This is a genomic window from Paraburkholderia sp. GW821-FHT02A12 (assembly GCF_059422005.1).
Genome location: NZ_JBWKWA010000002.1, coordinates 43,973 through 60,853, shown reverse-complemented (window position 1 = coordinate 60,853; position 16,881 = coordinate 43,973). Strand labels below are relative to the sequence as shown.

At 58.9% G+C, this 16,881-nt stretch carries 17 protein-coding genes and 1 pseudogene; 12 read left to right on the top strand and 6 right to left on the bottom strand.

Features of this window, described 5'->3' with window-relative positions; all coding sequences use genetic code 11:
• The first annotated feature begins 146 nt into the window (after positions 1 to 146).
• Positions 147 to 935 (top strand): PhzF family phenazine biosynthesis protein, encoded by a 789-nt coding sequence (locus AC07WT_RS21505; RefSeq protein ID WP_494948506.1) that lies wholly within the window; start codon positions 147 to 149, stop codon positions 933 to 935.
• 569 nt (positions 936 to 1,504) lie between these two features.
• Here the strand turns inward: AC07WT_RS21505 and AC07WT_RS21500 are convergent.
• On the bottom strand, positions 1,505 to 2,518 hold the full coding sequence (locus AC07WT_RS21500; protein ID WP_494948505.1) for an IS110 family RNA-guided transposase: 1,014 nt from the start codon (positions 2,516 to 2,518) through the stop codon (positions 1,505 to 1,507).
• 148 nt (positions 2,519 to 2,666) lie between these two features.
• Between AC07WT_RS21500 and AC07WT_RS21495 the strand changes: the two genes are divergently transcribed.
• Complete coding sequence (locus AC07WT_RS21495; RefSeq protein WP_494948504.1) at positions 2,667 to 2,972, top strand: DUF6881 domain-containing protein; 306 nt, start codon at positions 2,667 to 2,669, stop codon at positions 2,970 to 2,972.
• Between the two features lie 70 nt (positions 2,973 to 3,042).
• On the opposite strand, the gene AC07WT_RS21490 is transcribed toward AC07WT_RS21495, so the two are convergent.
• Positions 3,043 to 3,549 carry a hypothetical protein gene (locus AC07WT_RS21490; RefSeq protein ID WP_494948503.1) on the bottom strand — a complete coding sequence of 169 codons (507 nt, stop codon included), beginning with the start codon at positions 3,547 to 3,549 and terminating at the stop codon, positions 3,043 to 3,045.
• Between the two features lie 343 nt (positions 3,550 to 3,892).
• Here AC07WT_RS21490 and AC07WT_RS21485 point away from each other — a divergent pair, with 343 nt between their 5' ends.
• Positions 3,893 to 4,327 carry a hypothetical protein gene (locus tag AC07WT_RS21485; protein WP_492596146.1) on the top strand — a complete coding sequence of 145 codons (435 nt, stop codon included), beginning with the start codon at positions 3,893 to 3,895 and terminating at the stop codon, positions 4,325 to 4,327.
• On the top strand, positions 4,324 to 4,605 hold the full coding sequence (locus AC07WT_RS21480) for a hypothetical protein (RefSeq protein ID WP_492596147.1): 282 nt from the start codon (positions 4,324 to 4,326) through the stop codon (positions 4,603 to 4,605). The genes AC07WT_RS21485 and AC07WT_RS21480 overlap by 4 nt, the downstream gene beginning before the upstream one ends.
• 152 nt (positions 4,606 to 4,757) lie before the next feature.
• On the opposite strand, the gene AC07WT_RS21475 is transcribed toward AC07WT_RS21480, so the two are convergent.
• On the bottom strand, positions 4,758 to 5,240 hold the full coding sequence (locus AC07WT_RS21475) for a cupin domain-containing protein (RefSeq protein ID WP_494948502.1): 483 nt from the start codon (positions 5,238 to 5,240) through the stop codon (positions 4,758 to 4,760).
• Between the two features lie 688 nt (positions 5,241 to 5,928).
• On the opposite strand from AC07WT_RS21475, the gene AC07WT_RS21470 reads away from it, so the two are divergent.
• Positions 5,929 to 6,330: a hypothetical protein gene (locus tag AC07WT_RS21470; RefSeq protein WP_492596538.1), complete on the top strand. Its 402-nt coding sequence runs from the start codon at positions 5,929 to 5,931 to the stop codon at positions 6,328 to 6,330.
• A 531-nt stretch (positions 6,331 to 6,861) separates the two neighbouring features.
• Here AC07WT_RS21470 and AC07WT_RS21465 read toward each other — a convergent pair.
• Positions 6,862 to 7,455, bottom strand: coding sequence for a TetR/AcrR family transcriptional regulator (locus AC07WT_RS21465; protein WP_494948501.1), 594 nt, complete (start codon positions 7,453 to 7,455; stop codon positions 6,862 to 6,864).
• Positions 7,456 to 7,563: 108 nt separating this feature from the next.
• On the opposite strand from AC07WT_RS21465, the gene AC07WT_RS21460 reads away from it, so the two are divergent.
• A complete protein-coding gene (locus tag AC07WT_RS21460; protein WP_494948500.1) occupies positions 7,564 to 8,262 on the top strand; it encodes a glutathione S-transferase in 699 nt (232 codons plus the stop codon).
• 117 nt (positions 8,263 to 8,379) lie between these two features.
• Positions 8,380 to 9,849, top strand: a complete 1,470-nt coding sequence (locus AC07WT_RS21455; RefSeq protein ID WP_494948499.1) for an aldehyde dehydrogenase family protein — start codon at positions 8,380 to 8,382, stop codon at positions 9,847 to 9,849.
• 145 nt (positions 9,850 to 9,994) lie between these two features.
• On the opposite strand, the gene AC07WT_RS21450 is transcribed toward AC07WT_RS21455, so the two are convergent.
• Entirely contained in the window at positions 9,995 to 10,516 is a 522-nt protein-coding gene (locus AC07WT_RS21450; RefSeq protein ID WP_492590563.1) for a DUF2867 domain-containing protein, read from the bottom strand.
• Between the two features lie 241 nt (positions 10,517 to 10,757).
• Positions 10,758 to 11,339, bottom strand: a complete 582-nt coding sequence (locus tag AC07WT_RS21445; protein WP_494948498.1) for a TetR/AcrR family transcriptional regulator — start codon at positions 11,337 to 11,339, stop codon at positions 10,758 to 10,760.
• A gap of 493 nt (positions 11,340 to 11,832) precedes the next feature.
• On the opposite strand from AC07WT_RS21445, the gene AC07WT_RS21440 reads away from it, so the two are divergent.
• From AC07WT_RS21440 to AC07WT_RS21420, 5 genes and pseudogenes are all read left to right on the top strand, one after another.
• Complete coding sequence (locus tag AC07WT_RS21440; protein WP_494950999.1) at positions 11,833 to 12,963, top strand: alpha/beta fold hydrolase; 1,131 nt, start codon at positions 11,833 to 11,835, stop codon at positions 12,961 to 12,963.
• Positions 12,964 to 13,895: 932 nt separating this feature from the next.
• Positions 13,896 to 14,072, top strand: a pseudogene (locus AC07WT_RS21435) (LysR substrate-binding domain-containing protein); the annotation flags it as partial.
• Positions 14,073 to 14,122: 50 nt separating this feature from the next.
• Positions 14,123 to 15,199 carry a DMT family transporter gene (locus AC07WT_RS21430; protein WP_494948497.1) on the top strand — a complete coding sequence of 359 codons (1,077 nt, stop codon included), beginning with the start codon at positions 14,123 to 14,125 and terminating at the stop codon, positions 15,197 to 15,199.
• A 166-nt stretch (positions 15,200 to 15,365) separates the two neighbouring features.
• A complete protein-coding gene (locus tag AC07WT_RS21425) occupies positions 15,366 to 15,569 on the top strand; it encodes a DUF3562 domain-containing protein (protein WP_492595113.1) in 204 nt (67 codons plus the stop codon).
• 182 nt (positions 15,570 to 15,751) lie between these two features.
• Positions 15,752 to 16,855 (top strand): NAD(P)/FAD-dependent oxidoreductase, encoded by a 1,104-nt coding sequence (locus tag AC07WT_RS21420; protein ID WP_494948496.1) that lies wholly within the window; start codon positions 15,752 to 15,754, stop codon positions 16,853 to 16,855.
• The last annotated feature ends 26 nt before the right edge of the window (positions 16,856 to 16,881 follow it).

Below are 16,881 nucleotides of genomic sequence, written 5' to 3'. Positions count from 1 at the left end.
CGAGCTGAGCCCGTCGTCGTGGGACAGGGTTCGGCCAACAAGTGACATTCGACAAAAGCATCCGAATTGATGACAATCCTCGATTAAATGGGCCCGTCGCTCAGATTTCCTTCTGTGTATAGTCAACGTCGTACGCACGAACAACAATGAACCTCCATCGCTTTCTTTGCTTCGGCCGTAATGACGAGAGCGGCAACGCTGCGATCGTGGTCGAGGACTCACACTTGGTTGAATCGGAACGGCTGAAGTTTGCCCAGCAGCAAGATGCAAACGCTACGGTGTTTGTAGAAACCGATGCTGTTGGCGTGCGGCTCGATTATTACTATCCGCACACGCGCAGCCCCCTTTGCCTGCATGCGACGCTTGCAGCGAGCGCGGTTTTCTTTGAGCGCTACCCAGACAGCGGGCGGATTCAGTTCGTTACAAGCATGCATCGGCAGAGTCTGGAGGTCGATCGGTTTGACCAAGGCATTTTCATCGGCGTGAGGCCGCAACCGTGTCCAGCATTGAGCACTGACGCCACGGAAACAGCCCGTTTACTTCGCGTCGAACCGACGGCTCTGATCGGCATCCCTAGACTCGCATCGGTTGGGAGCACAAAGCTGCTGGTACAGATGGCGGGGCAATCCGCGCTTGATGCGTTGCGCCCCGATCTCACGGCCATTTCTAACTGGAGCCGCAAACATGGCGTTTCGGGCGTATATGCATATTGTCACCTTCATGACGATATTTATGCGGGGCGCAATTTCAATCATTTAGAGTCGCATCTAGAAGATGCCGCAACCGGGGTGGCGGCCGGCGCACTTGCCTTAGTACTTAAACAGAGCATTACGCTGTTGCAGGGCGACGCGCTCGGACGGCCGTGTTCGCTCTTGGCCCGTTATGTGGACGGGGCGGTACAAGTTGGTGGGCGAGCGACTAGGAGCGCGGTCTGACCCGTCCCACGGCGCCGGCGCACAAGCCATTCCAACTGCAGCAGTGTTGGCGAATGGCCGGTTCGGGGAGCGATGTCTGTCGCTTGTGGGTCGCGTGCTGCCGATCGCCGTCAGGCAATGACCGGCCAGTCTCGGACGTTCGACGTCGTGGCATGAATCGTTGACACCCATTAGCGGGCCCGGTGTCAAGTGAGCAAACAACACCCTCGACTGCCTGAGCAGCCGATTTCGATTGCACTGACCGAATGCAGTAGCCGAGCGCACCCGTTTCTTCGATTCATGGCTGCGACGGATCGCGCCAGACACCCATCAGGCTCAAGCGATCGGCGTACATCGGTTGCCTGTCGCCCTGGTGGCTCTGCCACCCCAGAAGAACTTTGGTGCCGCAACGCGTCCATTGGGTTCGCACAATAGTCGTGGTTGCCAGACGTCCGGCACCAATCCAGGGCTGGCTCGCGTTGCCGGCGATCCGCGTTGCTGCACATCGGGGACGGCGGCACGGCATCCCATTCAATTGGGTGGCTTTTCGCCAGTCAACGATCAGGGCTTGCCGGTCGCCGTCGTAACGCTTATGCGAAGCAGCGGGTCACATCAAATGGTTTTCGCTCCTTCAGCATGTGGAAACACGCACGGGCGAGCTTGTGGGCCAAGGCCTTGCGTGCGATCACTGAATTCGTCCTGGCTTTCTTGCGCTCGTAGAACTGCCTGGCTTCGGCGCTAAAGTGCATCGCGAAGTTGGCCGCCTCGATGAATGCCCAGGACAGGTATGGATTTCCGTTCCTGGTATTGCCTTCGCCCTTCTTCTTGCCGTTGCTCATGCGCTGGCTGTCCACGCACCGCGCGTAGGAGGCGAAGTTGCCAGCGCTGGCGAAACGTTCGATGGTCCCGGTTTCCAGTACGATCACGGTGGCAAGCGTCTGGCCGATGCCGGGCACCGTGGTCAGGAGGGCGTAGTCCGCGTGTGGCGCGACCTTTTCCTGAAGACGCTTTTCCACGATGGCGATCTGTGCGGAGAGCGTCGTGATGACCGCGACGTTGGCGCGGACCGCGAGCGCCACGTCGTCTGGGAGATGCAGCTGGTCGACAGCGGCCTGGTCCAGTTTCTTGACCTGATTGCTCGTGATTCGCGTGCCGTACTGACGCGCCGTAATGTTCTCAACGGCGAGAATGTGGCTGGTGCGGCTGCGCACCAGTTGCATGCGCTTGCGGGCCAGGTCGCGCACCTGGCGGTGCTCAGCCGGCAATATGGTGCCGGTGGGAAGGATGCCCAGACGAAGCAAATGGGCCAGGTAGCGCGCGTCGGTCTCGTCGCCACTGTGCTTGAGCCCATCGTACTTTTTGATTGCCGTGGTGTTGGCCAGATGGACCACGAAGCCGGCAGCCTGCAGGCCGTCGACAAGCCAGTACCAGTTGTACGTGGATTCGACCACGACGCCTGCCAGCTCGGCTCGCCACGGGGCAAGGAACGCCAGGATCTTAGCCAGCTCGTTCGGCAGCCGCTTTTCGGCGACCACGCGGTCCGTTTCGTCGATCACGCTCACCACGCTGTTGTTCGAATGCAGGTCAATGCCGCTATAGTTCATGATGACCTCCTTCCGGTTAAAGCGGTTTTGGCAAACTCACTTTAACCCCGTCGCCCGGCAGGGCGGCGGCAGGAGGTCCGCTAGATGATTTTCACCCATTAGCGGGCCCGGAACGATACCAAACAGGCGATCACACTCGGAGGAACCGATGGAGGAGGAATTTAAGTCGGTGTTTATCGATGTCGTATGGAAACACGACTTCGAAATGGAGCCGATCCGATTACTCTCGCAGCTTGACGGCGAGCGTTACGAACTACGCAAGCTTGAGATTTTTCGCGACGGCCGCGTCGGGTATGCCGACCATCAGAACTCGGTGATGGGAACTCAGCTTGGAACATTACCGGTACCATCGTTGGCCGAGATAAATGCGGATACGCAGTTTGAAGCTCGCTATGTTGAGCCAGCGTTGTTCGGCAGTCTGTGGTCACACCACGTTTCTATTCCTCAAGGCTAAGACAGAGTTCGGCCTCGACGGGCCGTCAAGGACGGCCCGTCGAGGCCAAGTTGATTGGATGCGCCGTCCGCTACCTTTTCAATAGGGCCACGTAGTAGTCGGTGATGTTGTCCTCCGTCCCCTTTGTGATCCGATTGAATACTCGTCCCCATGGCCAGAAGCTGGAACGTGAGGTGGTTCGCAGACCCGGGAATCGGCTTCCGCCAAGGGTGACCATACCCCATTCGCCACCATGATTGCGGCGATACACCTCTCCGACGTAACTTCCGTAGGCTTTCGCAAATGACATGACTTGTTCGTCCGTTGGCTTGGGACTCGTGCTGACGTAGGATGAACTCATTTGCGCCAAGGCCTTTTCGACATTTGCAATACTCGCGTCCGACCAGTCGAGTTTTATTCCAAACTGTTTCATGGAGAAGTCGACAGCGTCTAGCGAGTAGGCTTCCGCAATTTTTTGGATTTTTGGATCAGGAGAAAAGGACTGGTCAGATGGTGTTTCTGCCAACGCAGCTCCACTGCTAACGCAAGCCATCAGGGCGATCAGCGCTAACAGGAAGCGCTTTACGATTGTTTTCAAGAGGATTCTCACTCTAAGATATCTCCGAATCGCCGCAGCGACTCAGAGTGTTGAATTCTCGCCCCGACCGATCTTATGCGTTGGAGCAGCATATCAGCTACGTGAACGGCAGCTTTCGGCAAATCTGAAGGTCCGCTTCACGCCCTGAGTCAGTCCGTCAAGCATTTCGAGGGGGAAGCGCGAGGCTTCTAAGGAGAGGCGAGCCCCGCTTCCTCAATGCATTCAGATAGACGCTTTCGTCGTGCATCGGCCGGAAGCGCCGCGTGCAGCGGGCGGATCACTAAAGAATTTCCACTGTTTGCCGATATGAAAGTCGAGCGTCCTTTCATTGAAGCCGAAACTCATGACCCTGCGATTCAAATCATGGCCGCTGGCGTTCGCCTTGAGTTCAGCGTGTGCCGGTATCGTGGCATGCCTGAACCTGGTACTCGACAGTTCGGAATATCCGAAGCCGCCCTGGTTGATCTATTTACATGTGGCTTGCGCATTCGTCGGCGCGCTTGCCATCACTCGTTTCATCCAGGGCATTCCCGCCGCACTGCAGGGGCCGAGTTCGCGATCCACCGTCGCACAAGGTGTCGTCGCCCACAACAGGGTGGCCGTCGTGAACATCGTCGTGCCAGGGAAGAGTGCATTTTTCTCGACGGTCCGGTGCGTCATGATTCTCTGCTTTGTGCTGTGCCTCATGGCACAGTTTGTTCAAGTCGGCAAGCTTGCGGATGACACGAGCGGTTCGCCTATCAGTCGCGGCCCGCAGCTGCGGAAGCTAAGTACATGACGCCGGTCGGTAAGCGGCGTCACGAACCATCGGCGACAGCAAAGGCTCCAGAAGAAGTGAATAATGTGCGCCGTCGGTCGGCGCCCGAGATGCTCGTCGTCTCCCTTCTCGCGCTCGGCATCGCGTCGATCTGCCTCGGACTTTACAGCCTGATTCAAGCATTCGACGTTTTCGATCTTCCGACCGCGTTCAAGATCTGGTTCTCGCGCGCCCTCGTCGCGATGGGGGTCGGCGTGATCGCCCTGCATATCGGCGGAAAGCGCGCCGAGGCGCTCTAGGGCGCGGTCGTGGGACGCAGTGCGGCCATCTTCAGCCGTTGGCCGGCTCTCTCAGGCGAACACTCAAACGTCGGCTCCGCCCCGGACAGCGGTCCTTCACCCGTCAGTCGAACTCGTCGCTTCATTGTCCTTAGCGGCCGTTCGCGTAAACCTCAGTCCGGCATCCCGTTATGGTCCCCGAGCGGTCTAGCCGGCCAGTCCACCCAGCGGTCCACGCGGGTAAGTTCGTACGCCTCGTTGAGGGGGTAACGAATACGATTATCGTCGCGCGGACGTTCACCGATCACCATCAGCCTGACTTCGTTCTTCGTATTGTTGATGAAGGTATGGCATATTCCAGTGCCTGCCGGAAACGCGACGGAATCGCCTTCAGCAATGGGATGAAGCACGCCGTCGATCCATACGTCGGGCTTGCCTTCGAGCACGTACACAAACTCCTGCTCGGTACTTTCGGCATGCGGATATGACGTCCTCCGGCCGGGCAGAAGCCTCACATGATGAATGCCAATACGCGTAATGCCGAGTGCGGCGGAAAGCGGCGCGTCTAGCGCCATTGGCTCGGTATCGCCGCGATAGGAATGTGCATCCGGTTCTTCCAGTTCAGTCCAGTGTTTGATGAAATCTGGTCGGCTCATTGGTTGTTCTCCTTTCGGACGATCTTCGATGATAGCGGTTTACAGAAAGGACAAAACGTCTTCGTAGCGGGCGGCCTTTTGGATGTCGGGCAGGAACCGTGACGAACGGCCGCTCGGTGCGGTTCCCCAAACCAATCATTTGTAGCACTTCGGCAGGTGTGACGATTCGACAAACCGAGCCAATCGTCGACCTCTCAGCCGAGCAGCCGTTTGAATAGCGTCGGAGCGCAGGGCTTATTGCAGACAGCGAGCTATCGACTGTCCCGGGAGCGGAGGTTAGCCATGGGTCGCGTCGAATCTTGGCGAATGTCCGCAACGGCCGAACGCCCGCTTGCTTTTGCGAATCGACGAACGGCTGTTGTACCTTGGAAGCCGCCGCTGAGGTCTCGCCGGGTTGACGGGCCGAAGTGGGTCGAGTCCGGAAACTGACTTCGTGCGGAAGCGCATCGTTCGATGCCCGTCATCCATGGAGCTGCACCGATAAACGCAAGGGCCGAATTCCGGTTCCGGTCCAAACGGCGGCGTCCAATCACGGTGTAATATTCCACGGATGTCCACGTTATTTCTCGGCCTCGACGCCGCGCAGATTTAAAGCATCCATGACGAGGACGGCAGGCTGGTCAAAAGGCCTGGAAACCGCTCCAAAGGTGGCGTCGGCCGTAACAACGGCATTGATGGGAAATACATCATGTCAACCGAGTGGAAGCGCCGCGCCTGGCTGTTTATCCAGCGTTTCTGGCAGCCGACCAGCGCGTGCATGACCTGCATGCCGGGGAGTTGGGGCAATGTCATGAGCCTTGCCCACTGGACGATTGCATTCCATACTGGTCTGCTCACCGGACTCCTGGCCGTACTTTTGACCTTCACGCCTGCGGCGAAACTCTACGTGCATCGATACGGCAATGCGCTGGTCGTCGGCGTCCTGACAACGTTAGGCGACGCCTACTCGCACGCGAGTCACTACCGCATCCCCTATGTCGAGCACATCGTGACGGGTGTTATTTCAGGTCTCTTGACGCTGGCTGCCTCATATCTCTTTGAAGACCGCGCGCGACGCCTTCGGGCGGCATGGGCTCGGGTTTTCGAATAACTAATCCGTTGACTTTCTGAACCCTCCTGGTCGAACCGAAAGAGGCTCCCCGGTTTGGTTGCGCATCATTGCTGGGCAGCCTGAGCGTGGACAACGGCCGTTTGGGGCCGTTACATGCCCCTGCGTCAGGGTTCGGCCACAAGCAGTCACCAACCACTCCAAAAGCGCGACCTACCGAACGTCTCATTGGCGGCGGTCAACCGTCGCTGGCGAGAGCTGCGAGTAGCGCCGCTGGCGTCTGAGCCCCCCGGGCCTATGATCTTGCATCTGCGAAGTCCAGAGCCAAGTGTCCCTAATAGGAGGATATACGGCACTCCAGCTCATCAGTGGGAATATGACCACGCAAGCCGATAACTGGGAAGGCGCGCAGGCGCTCCTGCAGCTTTTGGAAGCGGTTCATCCGTTCACCGTCGCCACCCCTGGTTCAGCCAACGAAACCAGTTCGCGAGCACCGATGTATCTTCACGCAAGAGCCGCCCCAGTTGCGGCAACAATGCGGGGCGAGGGTGTATCACGCAATTCATAAGCGTGCTAGGCAGGAAGTAGACCGGCCGCACGATAGCCGTCGATCAATTTGTCGTAGAGGGAGACGTCCGAACGGCTCCTCGCAATGAGCTGTGCGCCAGCTACGGCGGCGAAGATAGCGCGGGCCCGTTCATCACTCCCTTTTGAGTCAACAACCTCCGCCGCTGAGAGAACCTTGCTCAGCCAGGCAATGTGCACCTCAGCGAAGGTTCGGACTTCTTTCATCACTTCACCGGGAAGGTCATCGCTTTCGGCAGCCATGAAGCTGCACAAGCAGATGCGATTTGCGTTTTCCAGCGCCTTGCGAAACGTTTCGGGATAGCGGTGCAGGCAGTGCAACGGGTCCGGGGATTCCGCCTGGAGGGCTTCAAGAACCGCCGCCGAGTCCTCCCAATAGCGTCGTGCCACCGCTGCACCGAGGTCGGCCTTGTTCGTGAAGTGGTGATAGATGCTAGCGGGTCTGATACCGACGTCTTGCGCGAGATCACGAAAATTCAACCCACTGTAGCCGTGGGCCTGAGCAATCTTCGTGGCCGCCGCCAGGATCCGCTCCCTGGAGCCTGCGTTCGATTCGTTCCTCACTTGTACGGTTCTCCGCATCGACTACTCCGTGTTGACAACCCGGATTGTAACGCATATCGTAACCCTAACGAACGTTAGGTAGATAAGGTGCCGTTCGTCACAACACAACTGTGGAAGGAAAGCCAAATGAGTGCTACTGCAGCGAGCATCAATGACAATCAGTTGTCGACGATGACGATTTATGACTTCCCGCAAGGGCCGTATCCGACGCGTGTTCGCATTGCGTTGGCGGAGAAGAACCTGCAATCGCGAGTGCGGTTCGTGCTGGTCGATCTGTATGCGGGCGAGCACAAGAAGCCCGAATTCATGGCGAGCAAGAACTACTCGGGCACGCTGCCGGTGCTTGAACTCGATGACGGGACCTGCATTGCCGAGTGCACGGCCATCACGGAGTACCTTGATGGACTCGATGGCGTGCCGACGCTGACTGGCAGGGCGCCGCTCGAAAAAGGCTTGATCCACATGATGAGCAAGCGTGCCGAACTGGAACTGCTCGACGCGATAAGCGTGTATTTCCATCACGGGACGCCGGGGCTGGGGCCGCAGGTCGAGCTGTACCGGAACCCCGAATGGGGATTCAGGCAGCGCGACAAGGCCCTGCGCGGAATGCATTACTTCGATGCTGTTCTACGAAACCAGCCGTACGTTGCCGGCAACGAATTTTCGATGGCGGACATCACCGTAATCGGCGGCCTGGTCTTCGCTTCTATCGTCAAGCTGCCAGTGCCAGCCGAGTGCACCGCGCTGCTGGCGTGGTACGAAAGAATGCAGGAGCGGCCCAGCGTAAGCACCCAGCCGGCGTTTTCCGTACTAGCGGCTGACTGAAAAAACATTAGATTTTTTCAAAGTCAGTAGTCCTACCAAGCGCCGAAAGACCGCGCCTGTTTGTTGCGGGGATTCGCGGCAGCGGCACCTCAGCGTCCATACCTCGGAGAACAATTCATGTCTGCATTACCACAAGCAGTTCAGTCCGTTGGCATTTTCAACGGCCCGTATTACCTCAGCATCGCTGGTAATCTTGTGAAGTCGCAAGATAGCTTTGACGTAATCAACCCGGCTACTGGTGAAGTATTCGCCAAGGCTCCGGCAGCCTCAGCCGAGCAGCTTGAAGAAGCCGTCGCAGCGGCCAGGCATGCGTTTAAAGCCTGGTCTGCGCTTGGCTACGACGGGCGCCAGAAGTACCTCAACGCCTACGCCGACGCACTCGAAGTACATCGGGACGAGCTGTCACGCCTGCTGACCCTTGAACAGGGGAAGCCGCTGAAGACCATGGCGGAGCCGGAGGTCGATCAGTCTATCTCGTGGATTCGTCAGATTGCCGCCCGTCGAATTCCGGTCGAGATCGTCGAGGAGACCGAAGAACATATTGTCGAACTGCACCATACGCCGCTCGGCGTGATCGGTGCCATCACACCGTGGAATTTTCCGGTGCTGCTTGCACTTTGGAAGGTGGCGCCTGCGCTGATTACTGGCAACACCGTGGTGATCAAGCCTTCGCCCTTTACTCCGTTATCAGCACTCCGCTTTGGGCAGATTGCGCAATCCGTCCTGCCGCTAGGCGTGCTGTCGGTTGTTTCGGGCGGCAATGAACTTGGCCCGCTGCTGACCAATCATCCCGACATCGCCAAGATCAGTTTCACAGGTTCTACAGAGACGGGAAAGCACGTGTTGCGCGCTGCCGCTGGAACGGTCAAACGCGTGACGCTTGAAATGGGTGGTAACGACGCAGCGATTGTGCTTCCCGACGCAGACTACAGATCGATCATCCCACAACTCTTTTGGGGGGCTATCGGTAACTCAGGCCAGTGGCGTGTCGGTATCAAGCGTCTCTACGTTCACCGGTCGCTCTATTCCGATTTCGTGACGACCTTCGTTGACTATGCCCGGCAACAAAAGCTTGGCAACGGGCTCGATCCTGAGGTCACGATCGGACCGGTGCAGAACAGAATGCAGTACGAAAAGGTGAAAGATTCTCTCGACGACATCAAGGCTAACGGCCAGAAGATTGTTCTTGGTGGGAACGTCGACGAAAGCCGCCCCGGCTATTTTATTCCGGTTACGGTTGTCGACAACCCACCGGAGAACGCGAAAATCGTACAGGAGGAGCAGTTCGGCCCGATAGTACCGATCATCGCCTACGACGATGTAGACGATGTAATCGATCGCGCCAATAACAGCCCGTTTGGCCTCGGCGGCTCGGTCTGGGGCCGTGATACCCAAGCCGCAGTTGCGGTAGCGAACCGTCTGGAAACGGGAATGGTCTGGGTGAACGAGATCCATACCCAAGGCGTTGACATTCCGTTTGGCGGACACAAACAATCAGGCCTCGGTACGGAACATGGTGCTGAAGGTCGTCAACTCTTTACCAATCCGAAGACGGTGTTGATAAGGAAAACCGTCAGGCAGCCATGAGTGCCTGCTAGTGAAGGGGGCGAGCGCGTGACTGATCAGGTGGAAATGGATAGCTACGCCTGGTCCTGGCCGCTCTCAGGAACCCGCGACTTTGAGCGTCTGGCCATCTACGGCCCGCTGGAAGGCGCGTTGATCGGAATCGCCGCTACCGCCCGGGCCATCCGAGCTTCTGTGCCCGGTCGAGTGAGGCTCGCACGACGAGGCGATGGAAAGGAGCGATAAGGCCAAGATAGGCCCGACCCAGCAAACGATTGTAGAAGACAAGCGTAGTGACTATCAGTCGCTGGGGCCGGTCCTCAGATGCGGGCTGCACGAGAACCGACACGCGGAAATCAAGATGCGTGTCGTCCTCGCCCAGAATGATCTCGTCTTTATGCCGTTCGAACACGCGGAAAATACTTAGCCGGTCGTCCTTCGCGACTTTCAGATCGATCGTTCTTTTAAGGCCGAATGGCCATACGGCAATGTCGCGAACTCCCAGCAGCATCGCGATCCACTTGGGTTGCCCTGCAAAGATGTATCGAGCGAGAGACTCTGCGTCGTTGCAAGCAGTCGCTGGCAAGTCCACCGAAAATGCGTCGACAAAATCAGCCTTGCCGTACGACCGGCTCAGCCGTGAGGTCGCCGGCAGGCCGACCTGTTCGGCCTTCTTCGAATTCGTCTGCATGCCCATTCTCCTTGCGTTCAAGTTGCCCGACTGCCTCAGCGCGACCCAAGCGAACGCAGAGAATTAGCGTGACATATTCCTGCTTAAGCCGAAGCCAAACTAATTGTGGCGGTCCGGCAATGGACAATGCCAAGACATTCATCCGGCGGCTGGGCGTCTGCGAACGGACATTCGCGAAAGACCGACGCTCTTCATAGGATGATCGGTGCCAATTTCGTCCGACCGGGAACATTGGACCGGATCACCCCTCGGGAGCAGCCCACCGTTGGACACTAACCTCTGCCAGAGCCTCGAATATAGCCGGCGTGCGTTCCAGGCGGGCGATCGTCCGCGCGCCTTCGAGGGCGGCTACCAATGCGGCTGCGGTAGAGGACGCGCGCGCGGGAGCGAAACCGCACACCCTAAAATGCTCCGCAAGAATCTCGGTCGACTCAACAAATCCGCGCGCTACCCGTTTGGTCAGCTCAGCATCGAGCGCGGGCAGCTCATTCGCCAGATTTTGCATTAGACATCCATACTGGAAATCAGAGGCGACCATTTCGGCCGCGAATGTCCTGAAAATCTGATGAACAAAATTCAGAGCATCACCCGTCGTATTCGCCGAGATGTCCCGTAATACAGCAATTCGATTCGCAACGTAATTATCGATTGCTTCTTCTGCGAGTTGTGCCTTGCCGCGTGGAAAGTGAAAGTAGAACGATCCCTTAGGCGCACCGCTTTCTTCAAGGATCTGGATCAATCCCGTCGCAGTGTAGCCTTGGATGCGAAACAGTCGTTCGGCCGTGGCAATCGCGCGAGCGCGGGCGTCAGTCTTACGTGGCATGCCGAGAACATAGCACGTTTCGCTTGATTATTCTATGGTGATCGACATACTATGGTGATCACCATACAAGGAGCCCGGCGATGCCCTCCGACAGAATCGCAAGCCAAGAAAGTTCATTCAGTGATGCGCAGCCTGCCCAGATTGCGGCAGGAATAACTGAAGACGAAACGTGCGGGTTTCCTCGCTCACCCTATGCAGAGCGTCTTCGTGTCGGGGCTGATCGTCCTCGATTGCCCGGCCGCCGCGCGAATTATTCGTCGCGTGCGTTTTCGCTGAAGCTGAAGACAACGCTTGCACGCGGACGTGGCGTTCCGTCATGAGTCATCCACCTGGCTTCAAGCCATCGGCGTCCCGACGAGCCGTCTTAGCGATGGGCGCGGTCAGCCTCGTTGCGGCTTTAATTCGACCCGCCCGCGCAAACCTCGTAGGAGGAATTGATTTGACCACATCAACATATGGCGAGGGAACGCTTCCCAAGGGGGTCCGCTCGCGCATGATCCGTGGGGTCAACGGCCTCGATGTCCATATTCTCGAGGCCGGTTACGAAAGCCTCGGCCGGCCACTCGCGCTGCTTCTGCACGGGTTTCCCGATTTGGCTTACGGCTGGCGACACCTCATCCCAATTCTGGCGGACGCCGGCTACCATGTCGTGGCGCCCGACCAGCGGGGTTTTGGCCGCACCACCGGTTGGGTGAACGACTATGACGCCCAGCTAGCGCCCTTCAGCCTTTTGAATATGACGCGTGACGCCCTTGGATTGGTTTTGGCGTTGGGGTATCGGCGTACGGCAATGCTCGTCGGGCACGACCTCGGCTCGCCCGTGGCGGCCTATTGTGCGCTAGCCCGACCTGACGTCTTTCCCTCGGTGGTGCTGATGAGCGCACCGTTCCCCGGTCCGCCGACGCTTCCGTTCAACATTGCGGAAAGCGAGGTATCGTCAGTTCAACCGAACACTGGCAATCAAAAGTTAGCGGCCGCGCTGGCGGCGCTCGACCCGCCAAGAGAGTATTACCAGCAATACCTGAGCACACGGGAGGCGAACCATGACATATGGCACCCCCCTCAAGGCTTACACGCGTTTCTTCGTGCATTTTTCTACGTCAAGAGCGCCGACTGGCCGGGTAATAAGCCGCATCCGTTGAAGGCGCTAACCGCCGCAGAACTTGCACAAATGCCCACCTATTACGTCATGGATCTCGGCAAGACGATGCCCGAGACCGTCGCTCCATTCCAACCTTCCTCCGCCGAGGTCCTGGCCAGCAAATGGCTCACCGAGCCGGAACTTGGGGTGTACACGGAGGAGTATGGCCGCACGGGGTTTCAAGGCGCCCTGCAGGCTTATCGCGTCTTTTCCGATCCTGACCTGAACGCTGAGTTGCGCCTGTTTTCGGGCAAGACGATCGATGTCCCGTCGCTCTTCATTGGCGGGAAGAGCGATTGGGGCACCTATTCGGCGCCGGGCGCGCTCGATCTTATGAGGACGAAGGCGACGACGAGAATGGGGGGCATCGAGCTGATCGACGGCGCCGGTCACTGGATCCAACAGGAGCAGCCTGTTCGGCTCAGCGAGCTCCTGCTCGCCTTCATCAAGGAGGTGGGCGGGGCGGATCACATCAGCGGGTAGGTCGGGGAATGCCTATCATTGCTCTTGAAAATATCGCCCGGCTTCCAGACCACCGTCCCGTCAGGTCCGTCACGTTTCAGTGAAGCGCTTTGGGTTGGATGGTCCAGGTCTGGCATTAGCTTCCGGCTCCGCTGCCCTCGATCGGGGAGTGACATGCTCCCCGATGTTGAACGACGTCTCGGGGCTAGATTCACTTAACGACCGAAAGACGTTCTACACCGGACACCTACTTCGCTTCGGTCCCAAGGACCGCAGTGGGTCGACCCCTGCCGATCGCCGGCAGGCGGAGACCGGCCAGCTTCTGCCACTCGTCAACAAATAAAGATGGGCGTTCAGGTGCCGGTTTCGTGCAAGCGGCAGACGTTCATCGGCCTCAACTATTTGCAATAGGATCAAGGAGGCCTCTGCCATATGACCACACATGAAGAATTTGCAATTCCCGACGGCGTCAATCGCGCTGCCGAGTAAGTTATTGCAGGGAACCGGGCGACTCGAGCTGACTACGTTACTGCGCTGAATAGGTTCGACCCGGCTATCTGCGAAGCGATCGCAGTAAACCAGGCAGCGTCGGGACGATTTGTCCAGGCTCACAAGGGATACGCCACGAAGTTCTTCACCCGACTTTGCGCACACGGGATCGCCTTGGTGCGAGCAGTTCCGCTCACACGATGGGTGAAGTCCGATCACGAGGATTGGGACTTTTCTTGCGCAACCCCGCACGTAAGGGTGATTTTGGAAGGGTATCTGCTTTTCTCATATGTGATCGAGACTCTATTTCCGGTTCGTAGGCGCGCCATCGCAGAGTTTCTGAATGCCCGCTGGGCTCGATGATGCTTGCAAGCCAATGCCACACCGCGCGGACGGTTGCGCGTGAGTCCGCCGACCATTGGCTATCGCTTCCTGTTGCCGATCCTGCCCGAGTTCGCCGAGCGCTATCCCGCGACGCGATCCGCGCGGGCACGCTGCGCACCGTTCTCGAAGACCATCTCGCGCACGCGGGACAGTTCTCGGTCCTATGGCCGTCGAGCCGGCAGTTGTCGCCGAAACTGCGGGCGTTCGTGGATTTTCTGTCGGAACGCTTGTTTCCCGAGGCGTCGGCGGACGGATAGCGCTATCGTGTCGGCAACGCCCGCTTCAACTTCAACCGGATTTCAAACTCATGTCGACTCGCTTTAACGCGGCTTTCACCGCAGCTTTCACCGCGTTACTGGCCGCCGCGCTGTTCGGCGCGACCACGCCCCTCGCCAAAGCGCTGCTCGGCTCGCTGTCGCCGTTCCTGCTCGCCGGTCTGTTCTACCTCGGCAGCGGCACCGGCCTCGCCGTGCTGATCCTGCTGCGCCGGCTGCAACGTCATGCCCGTGGACAGCGCGTCAGCCACGACCGCTTTCCTTTACGCGAAGTACCGTGGCTCGCCGGCGCGATCGCGGCGGGCGGCGTCGCCGGTCCGGCGCTTCTGATGCTCGGTTTGCAAACGACGCCCGCGGCCACCGGCTCGCTGCTGCTGAATCTCGAAGGCGTATTCACCGCGCTGATCGCATGGGTCGTGTTTCGCGAGAACGTCGACGTGCAGGTATTCCTCGGCATGGCCGCGATCGTCGCGGGCGGCGTGGCGCTGTCGTGGCAACCGGGCGCGGCAGGCCTGCCGCCCGGCACGCTGCTGCTGGCCGCCGCGTGCGCCTGCTGGGCCATCGACAACAATCTCACGCGCAAGGTGTCGGCTAACGACGCAATGTTCATTGCGTGCGTCAAAGGACTCGTGGCCGGTTCGGTGAATATCGCGCTCGCGTTCACCCTCGGCGCCGCATGGCCGAAGGCCGCGACCATCACGCTTGCGATGCTGACGGGCTTCGCCGGCTACGGCGTGAGTCTCGTGCTATTCGTCGTAGCATTGCGCAATCTCGGCACCGCGCGCACCGGCGCGTATTTCTCGGTCGCGCCGCTCTTCGGCGTGACCTTGTCGTGGGTGTTGTGGCCTGAAATGCCGCCGCTGCTGTTCTGGGTCGCGGCCGCGCTGATGACGCTGGGCGTCTGGCTGCACATCCGCGAACGTCACGAGCATCCGCATACGCACGATGCACTGGACCACACGCATCATCATCGGCACGACGCGCATCATCAGCATGAGCACGATTTCGTATGGGATGACAACGAGCCGCATACCCATCCGCATCGCCATGCACCAATCTCGCATACTCACGCGCATTTCCCAGATATTCATCATCGGCATACGCATTGATTTCTCGCATGACGGCGCGGCGCAGGAACTTGCTGGCTGCAAGACAAAAATCTCTGTGGAACGAATCCTGCGATAGATCGATTCAATTGGCATAGCCGCGAATCACGTTCTCTAATAAAACTCCTGTTTGTCCGCGGTTCATCCTGCCTGCTCTGGAGAGATTCCCATGTCTCAGCCCGAACCCAACGTCGACGAAGTGGTAAGAAGCATCGCGGAAGAAACCGATACGCCTGCTGAAACGGTCTCCAGGATGTACGCCGACACGCTGGCCGACTATCGACACGATGCGCGCGTCTTCGATTACGTGCCGCTCTTCGCCGCGAAGAAGGTACGCGACCAGTTGCGGAATTCGTCTAACCAAAAACACTGATACGTTGATCGACGCGCGGAGACCACCGCCTGCTTTATACCCGTTGCTTTATACCGTTTCACGCGAGCCTCGCTGGCTTGCATGTGCTGATTCGCGCGAACGCGCACCGAATTAATTTTCCCGCTGCCAGAAATTTCCCGCTGCTAGACTCTGAACCGAACCAACCGTTTTGAGGACGAGGCATGCGGGTGACAATCGTAGGCGCGGGCATTGCGGGCTTGAGCACGGCGTGGTCGCTGGCGAAGCTGGGACATGACGTCACGCTGATCGAGCAGGGTTCGATTCCCAATCCGCTCGCCGCGTCGGGCGACCGGCACCGAATAATCCGCCGCGCATACTGCGACGCCGACGGCTATGCGCGTACCATCGCTGAAGCGTTCGACAGTTGGGATTTGCTGTGGGACGACCTCGGCGTTTCGCACTACGCCAATTGCGGCGTGCTCGGCATTTCGCAATACGCGGGCGACGGCGCCGAACTATTGCGCGCCGGCCTCGACCGGATGGAATTCGAATACGAACGGCTCGAACCGCGCGAAGCGGCCGAACGTTATGCGTTTCTCGATCCCGCTACCTTTCGCTACGCTTACCTCGACCATGACGGCGGTGCGCTCTTCAGCGAACGCATAGCGCACGATATGAAAGCGTGGCTCAAGATGCGCGGCGCCGAGATTCGCATGCATGCAAAAGCGCTCGCTGTCGATCCGCACGCGGCGTCCGTGCAACTCGAAGACGGCAGCACGGTTCGCGGCGACAAGCTCGTGGTCACCGCGGGCGCCTGGACCTCGCAGTTGTTCCCCGCACTCGCTGAAAAGCTGATGACCTATCGCAACGCGGTCGCCTATATGGAGCCGCCCGCGGACTTGCAGGACGCGTGGTCGAACGCGCCGGCGATTGTCGATATCGGCGGCGCTAGCAGCGGTTACGTGCTGCCGCCTATCGACGGCGTCGGCCTGAAGTTCGGCGCGGGCGTGCACAAGACTCGCGCCGCCGATCCAGACGCCGATCGCGTCGCCGCGCCCGCCGAAGGCGACAGTTTGCGCCGGCTGTTCTCGCCACCCTTCGGCCGCATCGACGAATATAGGGTCACCGAAGTAAAGACTTGCGCGTATACGTTCACGGCGGATACACGTTTCTTTTCGCAGCGCCTCGGCAACACGCTGGTTGTGTCGGCATGCTCGGGCCACGGCTATAAATTCGGCGCGGCGGTCGGGCGGCGCATCGCGCAAGCGCTGCATACGGACGACGACGGCATGCTCGCGCGTTGGCTCAGAGCGGAAATGGCGTAGCCGGATTTCGTCACAACAACGACCAT